The organism is Myroides sp. DW712, assembly GCF_046557355.1.
Lineage (GTDB): Bacteria > Bacteroidota > Bacteroidia > Flavobacteriales > Flavobacteriaceae > Flavobacterium.
This window is the reverse complement of record NZ_JBKFDO010000002.1, coordinates 42,989-62,481: the sequence shown is the minus strand read 5'-3', so window position 1 is coordinate 62,481 and position 19,493 is coordinate 42,989. Positions and strand designations below refer to the sequence as shown.

Below are 19,493 nucleotides of genomic sequence, written 5' to 3'. Positions count from 1 at the left end.
AGATGAGTCAAATGAAAACGATAGGAATACTCGGTTGTGGTTGGTTGGGTTTACACCTGAGCCAATACCTTCTGAATAAGGGATATAGCATCAAGGGGTCTACAACTAGTGAAGCGAAACTACCCGAATTGCAGGCCGCGGGGATTACCCCTTATCTTGTTAATTTACAAGAGGTAAAGGAAGACCAAATCCATTCTTTCTTAACCGATGTCGATGTAGTAATCCTCACTATTCCGCCAATACGAGGTGAAGAAAGCGATTTATACCAGCAAAGTTTTGCTCGGTTGCTTCCTTACCTCAATCAACATGGCATTCAAAACGTAATCATGATGAGCTCAGTTTCGGTTTATGCACCACAAGAGCACGAAGTAACGGAAGAAAGTAGCGCTTATAGTAATGACCCGACGAGCAAGCAGATTCTAGCGGCGGAACAGGTCTTACTTCAAACCTCCGAACTAACGACCTGCATTTTGCGTTTAGGTGGCTTATTTGGCCCTGATCGCAAGCCTGTACGTTATATTGTGAATCGCGGTATCCTCGAAAACCCTGAATTGCCAGTAAACATGATTCATCTTCGCGATATCCTACAGTTTACTGCAGCTCTACTCGATCAAGGTTTTTCCGCAAACGAAGTATTTAATTTAGTTTCGCCTCAATATAGCAACCGTTTGGATTATTACACTCAAGAGGCAGAGGAACTAGGATTAACCCTTCCTCCTTTAGGGCAAAATGACTGGACAACTTTTCGTAAAATAGCTGGAACTAAGATTGTAAAACAAACAGGACTTGATTACCAAAAAGCATAAAAAAAGGAGGTTTTTCAACCTCCTTTTCTATTTAATCTAGTATCATTTCAGGAATATCTCCTTCAATAATTAGCTCTACTTCTGTTGCCTTGATGATGTCTTCGACTGAAACGCCTGGCGCTCGTTCTACCAATTTCATCCCCTTTGGAGTCACTTCCAACACCGCTAACTCTGTAACGATTTTTTTCACACATCCTACTCCCGTTAATGGCAATGAGCATTTTTTCAAGATTTTAGATTCTCCTGCTTTATTCACATGCATCATCGCCACGATGATATTTTCTGCAGAAGCCACTAAATCCATCGCTCCTCCCATTCCTTTGACCATTTTACCTGGAATTTTCCAGTTGGCAATGTCCCCTTCTTCCGAAACTTCCATCGCTCCTAAAATAGTTAAATCCACATGCTTTCCTCTAATCATACCAAAACTCGTTGACGAATCAAAGAAAGACGCGCCTGGTAAGGTTGTTATGGTTTGTTTTCCTGCGTTAATAAGGTCAGCATCTTCTTCTCCTTCAAAAGGGAAAGGTCCCATCCCTAAAACGCCATTTTCACTTTGAAAATCAACATTCATTCCTTCAGGTACGTAATTAGCCACCAGTGTTGGGATACCAATACCTAGGTTTACAAAAAATCCATCTTGTAATTCTTTTGCAATACGCTTTGCAATACCTACTTTATCTAACATAATTTCTCTTTAAACGGTTGGTTGATTACTTTTTTTCGCGAACAGTGCGTTGTTCGATTCTCTTCTCGTATTTTTCACCTTGGAAAATACGTTTCACAAAAATACCCGGTACGTGAATTTCGTTTGGGTCTAGTGTTCCAATAGGTACTAATTCTTCAACCTCAGCCACGGTGATTTTTCCCGCACCTGCCATACATTCATTAAAGTTTCTCGCTGTTCCTTTAAAAATTAAATTTCCTGCTTCATCTCCTTTCCATGCTTTTACAATAGCAAAATCTGCATCAAAAGCTTCTTCTAAGATATGAGGTTTTCCATTGAAAACGCGTACTTCTTTACCTTCGGCAACTTCCGTTCCATACCCCGCTGGAGTAAAGAAAGCGGGAATTCCCATCTTAGCAGCTCTACATTTTTCTGCTAAAGTTCCTTGTGGAGTCAACTCAACTTGTAGTTCTCCTGACAACATTTGACGTTCAAACTCTGCATTTTCACCAACATAGGAAGAGATCATCTTGTCAATTTGGTGTTTTTGCAACAACAAACCTAGACCAAAATCATCTACTCCTGCATTATTCGAAATACACGTTAAGCCTTTAGTATTCTTGCGAACAAGCTCTGCGATTGAGTTTTCAGGTATTCCACACAATCCAAAACCACCAAGCATTATCGTCATATTATCTTGAACATCAGCTAATGCTTCCTGAACATTGGCTACTTTTTTGTTTATCATAATCTTTGGTTTAATTAACTGCTCTAAAGTATAAAAAAAACGCCTTTAAAAAAAGGCGTTTTTTTTATTAGAAATCAAATTCATTTGTATCGAGTTCTTCGTTATCTGTATCGGCTTCTTGTACAATTTTGGTACAATCCACGCGAATCGATAATCCTTCCGGTACTTCGAAAGCACCTTTGGAAACCTGTAGGGTTTTATCTGCGTAACATTTGTTCATAAATAAACCCCAAATTGGAAGTGACATGGTTGCACCTTGCCCATATAGCATCGTTTTAAAGTGAGCTGCACGATCATCATTTCCTACCCAAACACCAGTGGCAAGATTTGGCACCATACCGATAAACCAACCGTCACTGTTATTCTGTGTTGTCCCAGTTTTACCCGCTATAGGATTCGTAAACTTATACGGGTGTCCAGTCACGCGCTTGTATCCAGGTCCTTGCCAAGTGGTTCTTAAACGAACCCCTGATCCACTTTCCGTTACGCCTTCCAATAGTTTGACCACGGTATAAGCCACATCCTTACTCAAGACATCTTTGGTCTCTGGAACGGCATTAAACAAAATCACTCCATTTTTATCTTCAATTCGCGTAACGAATATTGGTTTTACATAAATTCCTTGGTTTGCAAACGTACTATACGCTGCAACCATATCGCTTACTGTAATATCAACAGCTCCTAAAGCAATCGCTGGACTCTGAGGGATATCAGCCGAAACACCTAAATCACGGGTCATATTCACCACTGCTTTGGGTCCTACTTTATCCATCAGCTTAGCCGTAACTGTATTCACCGATCCGGCTAACGCTTGTTTCAACGTCATAATTCCCTTATAACTTCTATTTGAGTTTTGCGGAGACCAATCTTGACTAATTCCGTATCGTCCTTTTGGCATGGTAAACGGAGAGTCAATAATAGAATCACAAGGCGAATAGTGTAATTGTTCAATCGCTGTAGCATATACAAATGGTTTGAATACCGACCCCACTTGTCTTGCTCCTTGTCCTACGTGATCGTATTGGAAATGTTTGTAATTGATCCCCCCAACCCAAGCTTTGATATGACCTGTTTGCGGTTCCATTGACATCAATCCCGTTTGCAAGAAATGCTTGTAATAGATAATCGAATCGCGTGGTGTCATTACCGTATCAATTTCTCCTTTCCAAGAGAAAATGCGCATTTCTGTTTTTACCTTGAATGAATTCAGGATTTCCTCTTCCGATTTTCCTTGATCCTTCATTTGACGCCAACGCTCCGATGTTTTCATCGCACGGTTGATAATCGCCTCCGTTTCTTTATCTGTAATATTAAAGAACGGAGCATTTTTATTGTTTTTTTGCTGAACAAAGAACTCTTCTTGTAAATTACTGATGTGTTCTTGTACTGCTTCTTCTGCATATTTTTGCATACGTGAATCAATCGAAACATAGATTTTTAATCCATCTCGATAAATATCATAGGTTGTTCCGTCTTTTTTCGGGTTTTCTTTGACCCAACGGCGCATATAATCGCGTAAATACTCTCTAAAATAGGTTGCGATTCCCTCTCTATGACTCTCTGGTGTAAAGTGCAAAGACAAAGGTAATTCTTGCATACGCAGACTCTCTTCCTTAGAGATAAACTCATTCTTTGCCATTTGGTGCAAAACGACATTGCGTCTTTTTTGCACGAGTTCAGGTCTTCTTACTGGGTTGAAATAGGCTGGATTTTGTAACATACCCACCAACATCGCTGCTTCATCAATGGTTAAGTCTTTTGGTTCTTTACCCAAATATACTTTAGCCGCTGATCGAATTCCTACCGCATTATTTACAAAGTCCGCTTTGTTTAAATACATCGTTAGGATTTCTTCTTTGGTATATTGGCGTTCTAATTTAATCGCAATTACCCATTCCTTTGCTTTTTGTGTAATACGCTTTGCTAGATTGCGAGATCCCTCCCCGTGGAAGAGCAATTTCGCCAACTGTTGTGTAATCGTACTCGCCCCACCGCTACTTCCTACAGAAGTCACCGCACGTAATGTTCCTCTAGCATCAATCCCCGAGTGCCCATAAAAACGTTCGTCTTCTGTTGCGATCAAGGCCTGAACCAAATGCGGAGGTAAATCCTCAAACTTCACGGGAACGCGATTTTCTAAATAAAATTTCCCAATGGTCTTTCCATCAGAAGAAATAATTTCAGTTGCGACATTACTTGACGGGTTTTCTAACTCATCAAAGGTTGGCATAGCGCCGAAAACTCCCCAAGAAGCACAAAGGAAAAATAAGATAATAGCCACCCCTAAGCCTAAAAAGGCAAGCCAAAAAGCTGTGATATACTTTTTGAAATTTGTGGCATTTTTATTCGTTTGTTTTTTGTTTTTCATACAACTTTAAAAAACTTATTCTGCTTTTTCGATACTAAATCCTATTTCACTTACGCCCGGTAGCGCAGCAACACCTTCTACATCACCTAGGGCTCTAACCGCTTGTTCTAGCGTAACTTTATATTTTCCTGTTTCATCAAACGTATAGTGTTGTTTCAACCACAGTTTGCTTTCCTTTACATCTGAAAACCCATTGCCTAGCAACGCTCCATTTGGATCTGCCATTTGAAACTGAATCGTATCAATGACAATTGCCGTACTGGGTTTGTAAATTTTACAAATTACAAACATATTGCTGTACGGATAGTTGTTATTCACTCGAACGTTCATAAACAAATCATGAGGCGTTACGGTATCTTGAACCTCCCAGACAAAAGTTTTAACGTCATTTTTTTCCCACGCTCCTTGTGTAGGTTGGAATTCATCAAAAATGACGTTATTCTCGTGTTTACAGCTCATGAACAAGCTACACACGAGGATCAACACTACATAATAAAAACTAGTTGTTTTCACCGTCTTGTTTATTTGTTGGGTTTGTATTGGGATTCGCAGGTCGAGGTTTGCGCGGTTTCGGTTTATTTGACCTTGGCTTTTGCGTTTTATCTGCTCCGCCTTCACCTCCTACCTTCGATTCTCTATTTTCGGTTTTCTTTTCTGGTCTGCCTGCAGGTCGTTCCTTACGATCTATTGGTTTACGTTCTGGCCTGCCCTCTGCTTTTCCTTCCGTTTGACGCTCTGGTCTACCGCCTGCTCTTTCTTTGCGATCCGTTGGTTTACGCTCAGATCTACCCTCAGTTCTGCTACTCGTTTTACGATCTCCTTCTCTGCTTTCTGGTCTTTCGTTTCCTTCTGCCGTTTTAGTAGGTCGGTTCTTCGGTCGGCGTTTTCGATCCTCCCTTACGGTTGAACCTTCTCGGTTATCACCTGTTTTTGCCTCTGTTGCTTTACCAGAGCTATTTCCATCGCGATCCCCAGATTTTCCTTTTGCTTTTGTGTTTTTTCTTCTGCGTTTCGGCTGATCAAAACGCGTTACACTATCTTGTTCCACCGCATTTTGGAAGTGATCTTTATCTGAAGGAACCTCCTCACTGTAACTCTCAAGTTCATTTCCTTTTTCATTTTGTGCATTTAGCTCCAAAATCTCCTTTACTTGTTCCGTAGTCAACACGTACCAATTGGCGGAATTATTGGCATAAGCAAACCACATTTGTGCCTTGAAAATATCAATTTTTTGACAGAAAGCAATACCTTTTACTGTCATTAATTTCGTATCCGAATCTGGCATATCTTTCAATGCTTCTAAATACGTATCCAATTCAAAATTTAAACAACACTTCAATTTTCCACATTGTCCTGCTAATTTTTGCGGATTCAGGGACAATTGTTGGTAACGGGCAGCAGCCGTATTTACGCTGCGGAAATCCGTTAACCACGTAGAGCAACACAACTCTCTTCCACAAGATCCAACCCCACCTAAACGCGCGGCTTCTTGTCGGAATCCCACTTGTTTCATCTCAATGCGGATACTGAATTCCCTTGCAAATTCTTTAATTAACTGTCTAAAATCGACACGCTCACTCGCAGTGTAGTAAAACGTAGCTTTTGATCCATCTCCTTGAAATTCAACATCTGATATTTTCATCTCTAGGTTTAAATTGATGGCAATTTCTCTTGCTCGCATTCGAACAGGTTCTTCTTTTTCTCGAACTTCCTGCCAAATATCAATATCTTTTTGTGTAGCCTTACGGTAGATTTTCAAGATTTCACCGTCTGGATCTGCTTTCTTCTTTTTCATCTGAACCTTAACGAGTTCACCAACTAAAGAAACAATACCCACATCATGTCCTGGTGAAGTTTCCGTTGCAACGATATCTCCCATTGCAATGGTCATTCCACTTGGATAACGATAAAAATCTTTTCTTCCGTTCTTAAATCGAACTTCCACTATATCAAAAATGCTGTCTGAATTTGGGTAAACCATATTTGACAACCAATCAAAAACTGCTAATTTATTACAGCTGTCTGTTCCGCATGTTCCGTTACTCTGACACCCACGAGGGACGCCATTACTATCTATCTTCGTTGAACAATTTGTACAAGCCATGTATGTATTTATGTATTTATATATTAATCCTCCTCAACAAAGGGAGGAATTATTTTCTCACTTTTCGTTGTAAAGATACTATTTTTTTATAGGCCGATTCAAGATTTTTTAACCCCGCTATTGAAAAGTCCATTACTGAAATTTGAGCTTCCTATACAATATACTTTATTTTAGACAAACAAAAAAAGAGGTAAAACAAAAAAGCTCGGACGATGCCGAGCTTTTCTATTTGTATTATACCATTTATTATTCAAATGTAAAACCTGAAACTAAGAAGTTATCCCAAGCTACTGAACCTCCAATTTTCAAAGAAAGGATTGGTTTATCAACGGCTGAATTATAAGCACCTTTCAACGTACTTAAGTCCAAAATCACCTTTGTCCAAGCCCCATTTGTATCAATTGAACCTGCATAGCTATTGCTTTTTGCACCATTTACTGTTACATCAGCACTACCGTTAATCGATCCTAAGTTGAAAGCCGAGAATTTATCACCATGTTGATTTGGCGTTGATTCTTCATCTGGTCCATAGACATTAATAGATAATGATTTTGATGCGGTTCCTTTGATCCAAAATACAATTTTTGTTTTACCTGTCGCGATGTCTTTTCCACTTATGTTTTTTGCAGTAAACACATATGGATTTTTAGCAACATTCGCATGGTTAATAATTAACGCATTTTCTCCTGCTCTAGGACCATTTCCGTTTCCTTTGCTGTAAACCGATCTATCTGGAGTAATCTTATCATCATAAGAAGCAGCGTCGAAATCACTCCAGTTTTTAAAATCAGAACCAAAGAACACTAAATTTCCTAAAGATTCACCTGTTTCTCCACCTGGATTTTCTCCACCATTATCATCATCATTTACTGGTGTACCATCTTCAAAGCGGATTTCGTCGATTACTAAATCATATTCCGCTTTATTTCCAGTTCTGAATCCAATAAAGCTACCTGTTCCTGCCGTGTGAATATTTCCGTTTAACTCTGTTAAATCTAGGATAATTTTCACCCATTTCCCTTGTGTATCAATTGTACCCGTATAAACATTGGTTGTATTTCCAGAAGCTTTTCCATCGAAAATAGTTTCTTCCATATTCGGTTTAACCACTTTACTTGTCGTTACATTCTCTAAGTTGTAAGCATGGTAGTTCGTTCCATTTGCTTTATACACATTAACAGACAATGATTTATCCGCAGTTCCTTTCAATAAGAAAGATACTTTTGTAGCATCTGTTGGCATTTTTACTTTCTCTACAGAGAATAAAAATCCATTTGAAGCTCTTGTTCCTTTAACCGCTAGTCCTCTACTGTTATTCCATCCTTGACCATCTGCTTTTTGAGCCGAAGGATCACTTAACGCATTTTTATAGATTGAAGCTAAAAACTTATCCCAATCTTCAAAATCAGCCCCTGGGAAAGCTAAGAATTTACCTGGTTCAACTACGATATCGTTTGGTTCTTCTGGGTTAACTGGTTTTTCACTTTTAAATCGCGGTTGTTGTAAACTAAGATCCTCCCATTTTCTAGGCACAAACTGATAATCTTTACCATACTTAGTCATTACCCCTGTCATTGAACCACTTTTTGCTGGAACTGTGCGCTGTGAAAAATTATGTGCTTGTTCAGCCACACGGAAAAAAACATTCTCCGATACTTCTACTTTCGATTCAATCCCAACATTGGTTGCTCTATTGGTAGCCGAAACTAGATTGTTCTCGTCCCAGAACAGTTTACCAGTAAATTCTTCTTTAAATTGAACATCAGAAATCGTAACTAATTTACCTAAGTACTTTTTACTAATTGCGTCTTTTAACGTTACTTTATTGTTGAATTTCTTATCGAATTCTTCACCTGTAATGGTTTTACAAGATCTAAAAATTGAGGTTTTATAATCCGTAAGTGCAGCTGGGTAAGCACTACCATCTTCTTTTATTCCGATGGTTAATACGTCGTTGTCAATTCTCGTATACAAATCTTTCAATTTGATAAAGATTACTCGACCTACAGGATAACTACCTGTTGTACCACTTTTGTTGATTTTGATACGAGCAGAGAATTGTCCGTCTTCAGAAACGATGTACAAATCTTTGTAAAAGTTTCCTCCAGCATCACTAGAAACCACAACTCCCGAAATAATATCATTTTCTGTATACTGTTTCAACGAAGTAGTAGAAGAAACAGCTGTAACATCTAAAATGGTCTTATTAGGTGTTAGATTCACTTCTTTACAATTATCCAAACTTGGCACTGTAAAGTCATCATTCTTTGCACAACTGGTCCATAATAAACCAGCGAATGATAAATAAACTATAGATTTTAAAAATGTTTTCATATTTGAATGTATGTAAGTGTAATTAGAAATTATAGTAAACATTTACAAAGAAGTTACGTCCAAATCCGTACCAATACTTGTTTGCAAAAGTATTATATCCACTTCCTGTATTAAAACTCTGGCTATTGTTTAGGATTTCTTGTTTGTAGTTAGCATTTCTTGCTTGTTCAAATCCACCAGTTTTATAATGTTTATTAAATACGTTATTTATACTTGCGAAGAACCCGATGATATTTCTATTTTGCAATCTCCATGATTTACCTCCCGTAATATTTACCAAAGTAAAATCATTTAATTTTTCTTGTTTTAGAAGATCATGCGCTACTTCTTTATCTAATAACCCAAATTGTTGACCTGGGAATTCAGGATCCATAACAAAATTATTGGTTCTACGCAATGCTGAAATATTCGTGTAAGCATCTGCCATATAGTTCACGTTTGCTCCAACCCACCAGAATTTTGGATCACTATATTCTAATCCTAATGAAAGGGCTGTTTGAGGTCCGTTTCCAATTTTATAATTTTTCAAATAAGCTTCACCATAATCAAACACTTGTGCTAAATTATCTGAACTCAAGCGAATATTTGGATTATTCGTATAGAAGGATTGTCCGAATGCAATAGCAGAAGTTGCTTTTAACGTAGTGGTAATTTTATACTCTGCCCCTATTTCCAATCCTAAACTACGTTTGTTTACTCCTGTTAAAATTTCAGAAACAAATCCATTTCCATTATTATATATTTGTCCTTCAGCATCAACAAGACCTGCTCCATCAGCATAATAGAAATTAATTTGATTTGCATTCTTAATTTCTGTAATATACCCCGTAGCACGTACTCTCGCTTTCGGTGTTCTCAAAATATAGCTTACATCTGCACTTAACACATCTTCGTTTCCAATATTTGGTATAACGTAATTGTTTACACGTGCATTAGCAAATGTATTCTTCATGGAAGGTGCTTGGTTATAGTACGCCACATTTGTCGTTATTAAATGCTTGTTCGTAATATGAATGGTAGCTCCCCCTTTGAATCCAAAGTTGTTAAAACTTACTTGTCCACTTTTACCATAAGAATGATCTCTGTACACGGCATTTTGATACAATCCTTCTCTTTCATAAGCCGTATACCCGATGTTTTGAGCCACATAGAAATTAACTTTTCTGTAGTTAAATCTAAATTGTGTGAATACATCAACGATATCAGCAAACGTATTGTAATTATAACCGAAAGTATCTCCATCTCCAACCATACGGTTTGGATGTCTTAAATCGCTGTGTTGATTATCACCTTTTTGGTACGTATCAATATCTAAGTAATAATCTCCTCCTAATAAATCAACCATTTTTTTGAAATACTGTGTTTTTACTCTTCGGTAATTCACTCCAGCATCCAATGTTACTACATCACTTAAAATGGATTTAAAATTAGAGTTGAAAGACAAGGCATTTTCTTCTTGTCTATCCTCATATAAGACAATTTTACTTCTATTTGCAACAGCACCTTGATCTCCAATCTTTACAGGATTTTGATTTAAAGCATAAATATCATCCCAATCTATTTGTCCGTTATTGAGAAAGTACTGTCTTGCATCCGCTGCTCCAGAAGCATTTGGTGTCCAAGCCCAACTATCTCTATTGTGCTTATTCATAAACGAACTAGGCATTTTTTGGTAATAGGTCGGATCTGGATTTAAGTTATCTTGATACCCTAAACGGCTATTTGCAATATGACCAAATTGATATCCAACTGTGGTATTCAACGTGTTTTTATCGTCAATTTTCCAATAATGCGTTAAAGTAAAGATTGGTTCTTCCACATCTTTATAGCGAGAATTTCTTTTATCTCCCCCTTGCCAACCCCAATAGGAGTTGTATTTATATCCTTTTAGATCCACTTGCTCATCGGTAACAGGTGAATTTTTACCTCTTTTATTCTGAGCATAAATGGCACTAAGGTTCACGCTATGATTATCGTTAAATTTCTTCTCAATCGAAGCAAATACAGATAATGCGTCATAGTTTGTTCCTTCTACTCTTCCTTCATTCGCTCCGCGGTAAGACGCAGAAACGACATAAGCCCATCCGTCTTTATCCAATCCTGAGGAATGGATAGCATACGGTCTCCAATTATAGTTGGTGTCTGATCCAGAAAAACCAACTTTTGTTCCTTGTCTAATGTGAGACGCTCTTGTGCTGATTGATTGTGTGCCCAAGATTCCTCCAAACGTGTAATCATTAGGAGTTGTTCCTGTGTAATACGTTTGATTTCTTGTTGCATCATTCAATCCACCCCAGTTCCCCCATTGTGGTCTACCGTCGTGAACTTTGTTCATTACCACTCCATTGATTAAAGTTCTTCCGTACTCGTTGTCAAGACCACGAGTTCTAAAGAATGCTTGTCCCCAATTGTAAGCAGCAGCTTGTTCAAAAGGATCTTTAGTGGCTTGTAAAAGACCCGCTGAACTTTCAGATCCTGAGTCATCATCACCTAAGTCGTTCTCTGTCAAAGTGATTAACCCCAATTGCATTTGAGAAGTTATATCCTCTTCTAAAAGAATGGTACCTAAATCAACATTTTGATTTTCTGATACTTCAACAGGAAGATACTTTGTCGTATAACCGGTGTAAGAGATTACGACTACTTGTTCTCCTGTTTTAACATCCTTTAAAAGAAAAACACCCTCGTTGTTTGTTAAAGTAGAAAGATTAGAACCTTGTACTCTAGCTACCACTGCATTGATAGCTTGATTAGATTTGGTGTCTACGACTTTCCCTTTAATCTCCTGATATTCTTGCGCAAACGTAGTGAATGTTTGAACGGACAAGAATAAAACAAATAAAAGTTTCCTCATAAATTTTAAAAAAATGATTAAAGCGCTAATTGTGAAAAAAACCTTAATAGTTATTTCACAGTACAAAAATAAGTTATTAAAAGAATATGAACTATTTTTGTACTTGTTAAATGATTAGTTTTACTTTAATTTAATATTAGCATGCACAAAAAATTTAAACACGTACTATTAATTGGTCTTTTTTTCAGCCTTGGAATGGTGGCTCAAGAAAAGAAGTATCTCATTTCGACAATTGCTTTCTACAACTGTGAGAACCTATTTGATACCATTAGAGACCCCAAGATTTATGATGAGGAATGGACGCCAAATGGTGCTCAATCTTGGACAAAGAAAAAATATGAGAAAAAAGTACACAACCTATCTCGTGTAATGTCTCAAATCGGAACCGACGAGAATCCAAAGATGCCATCAATTATTGGTGTTGCGGAAGTTGAAAACAGAGGCGTATTAGAAGACCTTGTTAATGACCCGCAAATGGTACCTGGAGATTATGGTATCGTTCACTATGATTCGCCTGATAAACGTGGAATTGATGTTGGTCTATTGTATTCAAAGAAAGACTTTGTACCCACTAGTTCAAAGGCCGTTCCTTTATACATTTACGATCAATTTAAAAGAAGTAAAACTACAGGAGAAGCAAAAAGAATTTATACTCGCGATCAATTAGTAGTAACTGGTTTATTAAATGGGGAGGAAGTACATTTCATCGTTAATCACTGGCCATCACGTGTGGGCGGTGAGAAAGTAAGTAGTCCCAATAGAGAAGCTGCGGCGGCATTAAATGTCAAAATTATTGATTCGCTACAAGCTATTAATCCCAATGCAAAAGTCATTACCATGGGCGATATGAATGATGGACCTTATAATGCAAGTATCAAAAAAGTACTACAAGCAGAGGGTAAAAAATCAAAAGTAAAGCCACAAGGGATTTTCAACCCTATGGAAAAAATGGCAAAAGATGGTTTAGGTACATTAGCCTATAGAGATGCTTGGGATGTTTTTGATCAAATGCTTTTAACCGAGCCCTATTTAACTGAAGGCTATGATTCTTGGAAATATTGGAAAGCCAAAATCTTTAAAAAACCTTTTATGGTTCAATCTGAAGGTCAATATAAAGGATATCCATTAAGAAACAGCAATAGTGAACCTGGATTCAGCGATCACTTCCCTGTATATATCTATTTAATAAAAGAATTAAAATAATAAAAACGAGCTAGAAAAACCTAGCTCGTTTTTTTATTCCTTGTATCTGGGCGTATTTTTTACTCGTCTAGTGCCTTCTCAAGCATGAGAAGCTCTAGGGCAGAACGCTATCTATTGCGTATCTTCTTCTTGTTCCTCAACCTCTTCTGCTAGCTGTCCATCTTCAAAGCGGATTTCATCTATAACTACATTATACTTATTCTGGCTCCCATTTGTTTGACCTCCATATTTAAACGCAATTAATGGACCAACACCTGAAGTATTATAAGCAAAACCATCAATATCCAAAATAATTTTAATCCAATTCCCTTTTGTATCAATAGTTCCTTTATAAATATTAATATTTTTTTGTTCTTTATTCGTTTTTGTTGGCTTTACATGTTTACTTGTACTCACGTGTTTCAAATTATAGGCAACATACGTTCCGTCCTGTTGATACAAATTAATAGACCAGGATTTATCAAACGCTGTTCCTTTCATTAAAAAAGAGAGTTCCGTTGCTTGTTTAGGCACCTTAACACCTGTTACAACAAACGCATTTTCTGTTTTTTCAGGCTCACCAACAAACTGTAATCCCGTTGAATTTCTCCAACCGCCTCCATCAACACTCGTTCCTAGTTTTATACCAGAAGATGTTAGAACTCCATTAAAGGCCTCCCAATCTTCAAAATCAGCACCAGGGAAGGCCAGATACTTTCCAGGTTCAACCGCTATTTCATTAGAAGCTCCTGGGTCTGTTGGGTCAATAGTATCCACAATAAAAGCGTCTTGGTTTAGCTGTATATCCGCTAAACTCCGAGGATAAAATTGAATTTGATTTTGGAACTTATCAGCGATACCCGTGATGGAACCGCTATTTTCTGGTATACTATAATCAACAAAATCGTTTGAAAATCGACTTGTCCTAATAAATATAGTATTCCCCTTTTCATCAACAACCTTTCGTAACGTCTGTTTTTGTTGGTCTACCTCCTGAGGATCATAAAGCGTTTTTCCAACGATACTGCGTTCAAATTGTACGTGATTAATCGTCACCAATTTACCGATAAAATCTTCTCCATTCGTCAGGTCTTCTAGTGTAATAGCATGATTATATTGCTCGAAATTTTCTACTGGTTCACAATATTTACTCAAATAATGCTTGACTGCATTTTTTGCTATTGCGTCTACAGACTGATTTCCTTTTCCTGAAGTATAGATTCCTCCTCCAAGGGTTAGTTTGTCGTAATTCTTTTGAATATACAAGCCTTCAAGGTTTAAATTCACTTGTGTCCCAGGCGGAAATTGAACGAAGGATGCTCCCATTTCGATACTAAGAATAGCTAATTGCTCTGTATGTTCATCGATAATATATAGCTTATTATAAAAATTTCCCCCTTCATCACTCGATATGACCACACCTGAAATAATATCTTTTGCAGGATATAACTTGATGTATTGATTGGCAAACTGTTGGATATCTTCAATGCTTTTATTGGCTGCTTCTTGTGAGGGCACACAGTCTAAGGGTGGTATTGAAAAATTATCAGTATTGGCACAATGAATCAGAAAGAAACTAACGGTAATTCCTGAAAATATATATTTGATTCTTGCTTTCATTCGTTGATTTTTTTAAAAGTTGTAATACATAGTAACAAAAAAAGTGCGCCCATACCCATACCAATATTTAGTACCAAAAACCGGATGCCCACTTTGTGTTCGGGCCATTTCTTGTGCATAATTTGCATTCCTCGCTTGTTCAAAACCTCCTGTTTTAAATTTTAAATTCAACACATTATTTATAGAGGCGAAGAATCCGATAATCGTTCGATTTGGAAATCTCCAAGACTTACCTCCAAATAGATTAAACAACGTCATAGGATTTAATTTTTCTTGGCGTAAACTCCTTCGTAATTTTTCTTCTGTTAAATCGGAGAACACCTGTCCCATCGCATCGGGATCTTCTACGAAATTAGCCGTTCTTTTTAAAGCCGAAATAGCGACATAAGCATCTGCTAAATAATTTATATTAGCAGCGATAAACCAAAATTTAGGATCGCTATATTCCAACCCCAAAGAAAAAGCAGTCTGAGGGCCATTAGATAGTCTGTAGTTTTTTAAATATGCTTTTCCAAAATCAAATGACTTCGTTGCTTGATCAGCATTTAATTGAATAGCGGGATTCTGTGTATAATATGCAGTTCCAATCCCTGCTGCCACGTTAACTTTAATTGTTGCACTCAGTTGATAAGCACCTCCCAATTCAATTCCTATCGTTCGTTTTCCCACATTCGTAAGTGTTTCAGAAACAAACGCTCCCCCCGTTGAATTTAATAATTGACCTGATGGATCGGTAATTCCAATACCATCCGCATAATAAAAATTCATTTGAGTTCCATTTTTGATCTCAACTAAATACCCAGATAGTCTTATATTAAATCGGGGACTTCTCAACATATAGCTGCCGTCTATACTAAAAACACCTTCATTTTTTAGACCTGCTGTTAAGGTATTATTCATTCTTACATTAGCAAAGACCAGTTTACCATAAGGCACTTGGGTATAATAGGCCATAGTTAGGCTAAAGGCATGTTTTCCTGTAATATAATAAGTAAGTCCTCCTTTAAAACCAAAGTTATTCCAGTCAACAAGAGCACTTTTACCCAACGAATTAGCATCATACATGGGATTTCTGTAATGTCCCTCTCTTTGATAGGTAGCATAACCAATATTTTGTGCCAAATAAAAAGTCAGCGAACGATACTCACCTATAACTTGAGAAAACACATCCACAACTTGAGTCAAAACATCATAATTATATCCAAATCGCCCTCCTTTACCTACAATTCTTTGGGGAGTATTTAAATCACTATCTTGTAATTCATGAGGTAAAAAGGTATCCACATCCAAATAGAATTCACCTCCGAGTAAATCAACTATTTTTTTATAATTTGTAGATTTTATTTTGCGATAATTCGTTCCTATCGTAAACTGAAGTTTATCGTTTAAGCGTGTATGAAAGGAGGAGTGAAATAATAAAGCTTGGTCTTGTTGTCGATCTTCATATAAAACAATCTTGCTTTGCTTCTTACCTGATTGATTAATGCGATAAATTGTTTCCCAATCAACTTGACCTCCTTCAACAAAAGATTGTCTAGTTTGTTCTGCTTGATTTAATAGCGCTTGTGTGCTTTCTTTAAATGGATCATCATGGGGTAACTGATTAAACTCTTCTGGAGTCATTGCCCAATACTTGGGAGCAATCTTTGAAAAAAAATAACTAGGAAGAAATTTATAATACGTTGGGTCAGGATTCAAATTATCCTGATACCCCAAACGACTAGTAGAAAGATGTCCAAATTGATAGCCAATGGTTGTTGTCAGAGCACTATACTCACTAATCGTCCAATGATGATTGAGCAAGAAAAGCGGCTCTTCCACTTCCTTATACCGAGCATTTCTCTTTTTATCCTCTTGCCAACCCCAGTAGGAGTTGTAATTCATTCCCTTTAAAGCCACATATTCATCTGTAACTGGCGCCGTTTTACCTCTTTTATTACGAGCATAAATAGCAGAAAAATTCACACTATGTTGTTCATCTATTTTTTTCTCTACAGCTGTAAATAAAGATAAAGCATCGTAATTAGTACCTGGTGTATAGCCTTCTTTGGCCCCTCGATATGATCCCGAAAAAGTATAGGCCCATCCTTTTTTATTTAGTCCAGAAGCATAAATAAAATAAGGGCGCCATTTATAATTGGTTGTGGAGCCCGAAAAACCAATTCGCTTCTTTTTTCGAGTATGGGAAGCTCTTGTTTCGATAGCCTGTACGCCCAAAATACGCCCAAAATTCACAGGTGCAGTCATAGAGCCAAGTGATACGGTTTGATTTTTCATTGCGTCGTTTAAACCACCCCAATTGGCCCATTGTGGACGTCCATCATAGGTCTTATTCATGACAAGTCCTTGCACTGCAACTGTGCTATATTCGCTATCGAGTCCACGAACGCGATAAAAAGCTTGGCCCCAATTAAAAGCAGCAGCTTGAGAAAAGGGATCTCTGGTGGCTTGTAACAAACCGAAAGAAGCATCCGTACTTCCATCATCCTCTTCCAAGTCTTGTTCATGCAACGCAATGATACCTAAATTCAACTCCCTCTCAAAGTCCTTCTCAAAAAAAACATGGCCCATATCAATTGTTTGTTCTACTCCTGTCTCAACCGCTACATACTTGGTGATAAATCCAGGAAAGGAAAAAACAATCTTATAGGAACCACTTGGAATAGAAGGAATAGAAAATAAACCTTGATCATCTGTCAACGCAGTGTACATCGTTCCTTCCAAATGCAGCACTACCCCCTGCACAGGTGTATGAAGTTTAGCGTCGATCACTCGTCCTTTTATTTCATATAAAAGTTGAGCCTGCACCCCAAAGGGTATGAATAATAAAACATAAAAAAGCAAGTTCTTGGGCATAGTCTACGGAAATTAAAAAAGAAAATCACGTACTAATTAAACCAACAACTATGCCTTTACATCCTAATTATCAGAATTTTACATATAAATATCAAATAAAAGAAGTAAATAGATAAAACAAAAAAACGAGCTAATTAGTAGCTCGTTTTTTTTATCACTTCTCTCTCTTACTAAATAAATAATCGATCGATAATTTCTCTTCCATAAATAAGAGATATTTTTTCCACGAAAGACTCAAAACTGTAATGCGCTTCCTGATTTGCTTTATCGGAGATGGTTCGAATTACAGTAAACGGAATACTAAATTCATAGCAGACTTGAGCTACAGCAGCTCCCTCCATCTCTACGCAAAGCACATTGGGCAGTGCCTTTTGCACCCCTTCTTTTTGTTCCTGGGTGGAAAAGAACTGATCCCCACTGGCTATCGTTCCATAGTAAACCTTTGGTTGTGTAATGGAAAATTTGGTCAATTCTTCATCTGTAATACATTCTTTAAGCACACTAGGCGCTAAAAATGCATCAATATGTTGAACTACTTCTTTTGCACGAGATTCACAACTCTCGAAGTACGTCTTATTCAATAACGGAATTTCATATTTTGGGCGTAAAGGTGACACGTCCATATCATATTGTACTAAATTATTAGCAACCACGACATCGCCAACCTCAATATGCGGGGCAATTCCCCCTGCCACTCCAATAAAAATAACTTCATCAACGTGAAAGTGAAGTAATAAAGCAGAAACGGTTGTAGCCGCTGCTACTTTTCCAATGCGAGAATAGACAACAACTACTTTTTGCTTTCCCAATTTTCCTTGATAGTAGGTTCTATTTCCAATTATCGTTTTTACTTGATCTTGTAAAACCGCAATAATTCCATCAATTTCTTGTGGGATAGCTCCCATTATTCCAATAATTTTAGACTCCATAGATACAATGCTTAAACCTCTCAAAAATAGCAAGAAATATTCGATTTAACGTTAGTGAACTACAAGAGAACACTAGGTACTTCCCAACAAACAAAAAGGCCATACAGTACTGTATAGCCTTTTAAAAGTATAATTAATTTGAGCTTAGTTGTTCAATGCTTCTGCACCACCAACAATCTCTAAAATTTCGTTTGTAATCGCAGCCTGACGAGCTTTGTTGTAACTTAGTTTCAACTCATCTCTCAATTCTTGTGCGTTATCTGTTGCTTTGTGCATGGCTGTCATACGTGCTCCATGTTCAGAAGCTACTGAATCAGCAATTGCTTTGAACAGTTGTGTTTTTAACGACAAAGGAATTAACGTCTCAATGATTTCTTCTTTAGAAGGCTCATAAAGATAATCAGATGCTGCAGCAGATGCGTCAGTTTCGATTGGCAATAATGGCAAAAATTGCTCTGTAACTATGATTTGAGTTGCTGCATTTTTAAACTGGTTATATACAATTTGAATGGAATCATATTTTCCATTTACAAACGCTTCCATTACATGCTCAGCGATTACGGCTGTATGCTCGAAATCAAAATGATCATATAATGAACTTTGGTTATCAACCACGTGGAATGATTTTTTTAGGATGTCATTTCCTTTCTTTCCAATCGTCAATAAATCAATGTTTGCTCCTTTGTATACGGTATTCGCTAATACACTAACTTGTTTAATAATGTTGGCATTGAAACCACCACATAATCCTCTGTTCGAAGTTACTGTAATGAACAATACATTTTTTACCGCTCTAACTTGCGAATATACACCTGAATTCTCCCCTTCTAAAGTAGAGCTAACATTTTGAATAATCTCCGTTAGCTTCTCTGAATAAGGACGCATAGCTGTAATCGTATCTGTTGCTTTTTTTAATTTTGCTGCAGATACCATTTTCATCGCAGATGTAATCTGCATTGTAGATCCAATAGAAGAAATCCTATTGCGTATTTCTTTAAGATTTGCCATTTGAAAACGTATATAAT

13 protein-coding genes are annotated in these 19,493 nt (G+C 37.3%); 2 read left to right on the top strand and 11 right to left on the bottom strand.

Features of this window, described 5'->3' with window-relative positions:
* Positions 1 to 11 precede the first annotated feature (11 nt).
* A complete protein-coding gene (locus ACLJX0_RS01860) occupies positions 12 to 806 on the top strand; it encodes an NAD(P)H-binding protein (protein ID WP_410877966.1) in 795 nt (264 codons plus the stop codon).
* A 31-nt stretch (positions 807 to 837) separates the two neighbouring features.
* Here the strand turns inward: ACLJX0_RS01860 and ACLJX0_RS01855 are convergent, their stop codons facing one another.
* From ACLJX0_RS01855 to ACLJX0_RS01825, 7 genes are all read right to left on the bottom strand, one after another.
* The gene (locus tag ACLJX0_RS01855; protein WP_410877965.1) at positions 838 to 1,494 is read right to left on the bottom strand and encodes a CoA transferase subunit B; all 657 of its coding nucleotides are present in this window, start codon (positions 1,492 to 1,494) and stop codon (positions 838 to 840) included.
* A gap of 25 nt (positions 1,495 to 1,519) precedes the next feature.
* On the bottom strand, positions 1,520 to 2,221 hold the full coding sequence (locus tag ACLJX0_RS01850; protein WP_410877964.1) for a CoA transferase subunit A: 702 nt from the start codon (positions 2,219 to 2,221) through the stop codon (positions 1,520 to 1,522).
* Between the two features lie 67 nt (positions 2,222 to 2,288).
* On the bottom strand, positions 2,289 to 4,589 hold the full coding sequence (locus ACLJX0_RS01845) for a penicillin-binding protein 1A (RefSeq protein WP_410877963.1): 2,301 nt from the start codon (positions 4,587 to 4,589) through the stop codon (positions 2,289 to 2,291).
* Between the two features lie 15 nt (positions 4,590 to 4,604).
* Positions 4,605 to 5,102: a gliding motility lipoprotein GldH gene (locus tag ACLJX0_RS01840; protein ID WP_410877962.1), complete on the bottom strand. Its 498-nt coding sequence runs from the start codon at positions 5,100 to 5,102 to the stop codon at positions 4,605 to 4,607.
* Positions 5,089 to 6,693 (bottom strand): regulatory iron-sulfur-containing complex subunit RicT, encoded by a 1,605-nt coding sequence (gene ricT, locus ACLJX0_RS01835; RefSeq protein WP_410877961.1) that lies wholly within the window; start codon positions 6,691 to 6,693, stop codon positions 5,089 to 5,091. Before ricT ends, ACLJX0_RS01840 begins: the two co-directional genes overlap by 14 nt.
* A gap of 246 nt (positions 6,694 to 6,939) precedes the next feature.
* The gene (locus tag ACLJX0_RS01830; protein WP_410877960.1) at positions 6,940 to 9,027 is read right to left on the bottom strand and encodes a DUF5689 domain-containing protein; all 2,088 of its coding nucleotides are present in this window, start codon (positions 9,025 to 9,027) and stop codon (positions 6,940 to 6,942) included.
* A gap of 22 nt (positions 9,028 to 9,049) precedes the next feature.
* Positions 9,050 to 11,881, bottom strand: a complete 2,832-nt coding sequence (locus tag ACLJX0_RS01825; protein ID WP_410877959.1) for a carboxypeptidase-like regulatory domain-containing protein — start codon at positions 11,879 to 11,881, stop codon at positions 9,050 to 9,052.
* 141 nt (positions 11,882 to 12,022) lie between these two features.
* Between ACLJX0_RS01825 and ACLJX0_RS01820 the strand changes: the two genes are divergently transcribed.
* Positions 12,023 to 13,084, top strand: a complete 1,062-nt coding sequence (locus ACLJX0_RS01820; protein ID WP_410877958.1) for an endonuclease/exonuclease/phosphatase family protein — start codon at positions 12,023 to 12,025, stop codon at positions 13,082 to 13,084.
* A gap of 111 nt (positions 13,085 to 13,195) precedes the next feature.
* On the opposite strand, the gene ACLJX0_RS01815 is transcribed toward ACLJX0_RS01820, so the two are convergent.
* The 4 genes from ACLJX0_RS01815 to atpG all read right to left on the bottom strand — a co-directional run bounded on the left by ACLJX0_RS01815 (position 13,196) and on the right by atpG (position 19,476).
* Positions 13,196 to 14,683: a DUF5689 domain-containing protein gene (locus ACLJX0_RS01815; RefSeq protein ID WP_410877957.1), complete on the bottom strand. Its 1,488-nt coding sequence runs from the start codon at positions 14,681 to 14,683 to the stop codon at positions 13,196 to 13,198.
* 12 nt (positions 14,684 to 14,695) lie between these two features.
* A complete protein-coding gene (locus tag ACLJX0_RS01810; protein ID WP_410877956.1) occupies positions 14,696 to 17,539 on the bottom strand; it encodes a carboxypeptidase-like regulatory domain-containing protein in 2,844 nt (947 codons plus the stop codon).
* Between the two features lie 170 nt (positions 17,540 to 17,709).
* A complete protein-coding gene (locus ACLJX0_RS01805; protein ID WP_410877955.1) occupies positions 17,710 to 18,468 on the bottom strand; it encodes a 5'-methylthioadenosine/adenosylhomocysteine nucleosidase in 759 nt (252 codons plus the stop codon).
* A gap of 144 nt (positions 18,469 to 18,612) precedes the next feature.
* Positions 18,613 to 19,476 carry an ATP synthase F1 subunit gamma gene (atpG, locus tag ACLJX0_RS01800; protein ID WP_410877954.1) on the bottom strand — a complete coding sequence of 288 codons (864 nt, stop codon included), beginning with the start codon at positions 19,474 to 19,476 and terminating at the stop codon, positions 18,613 to 18,615.
* Between the last annotated feature and the right edge of the window lie 17 nt (positions 19,477 to 19,493).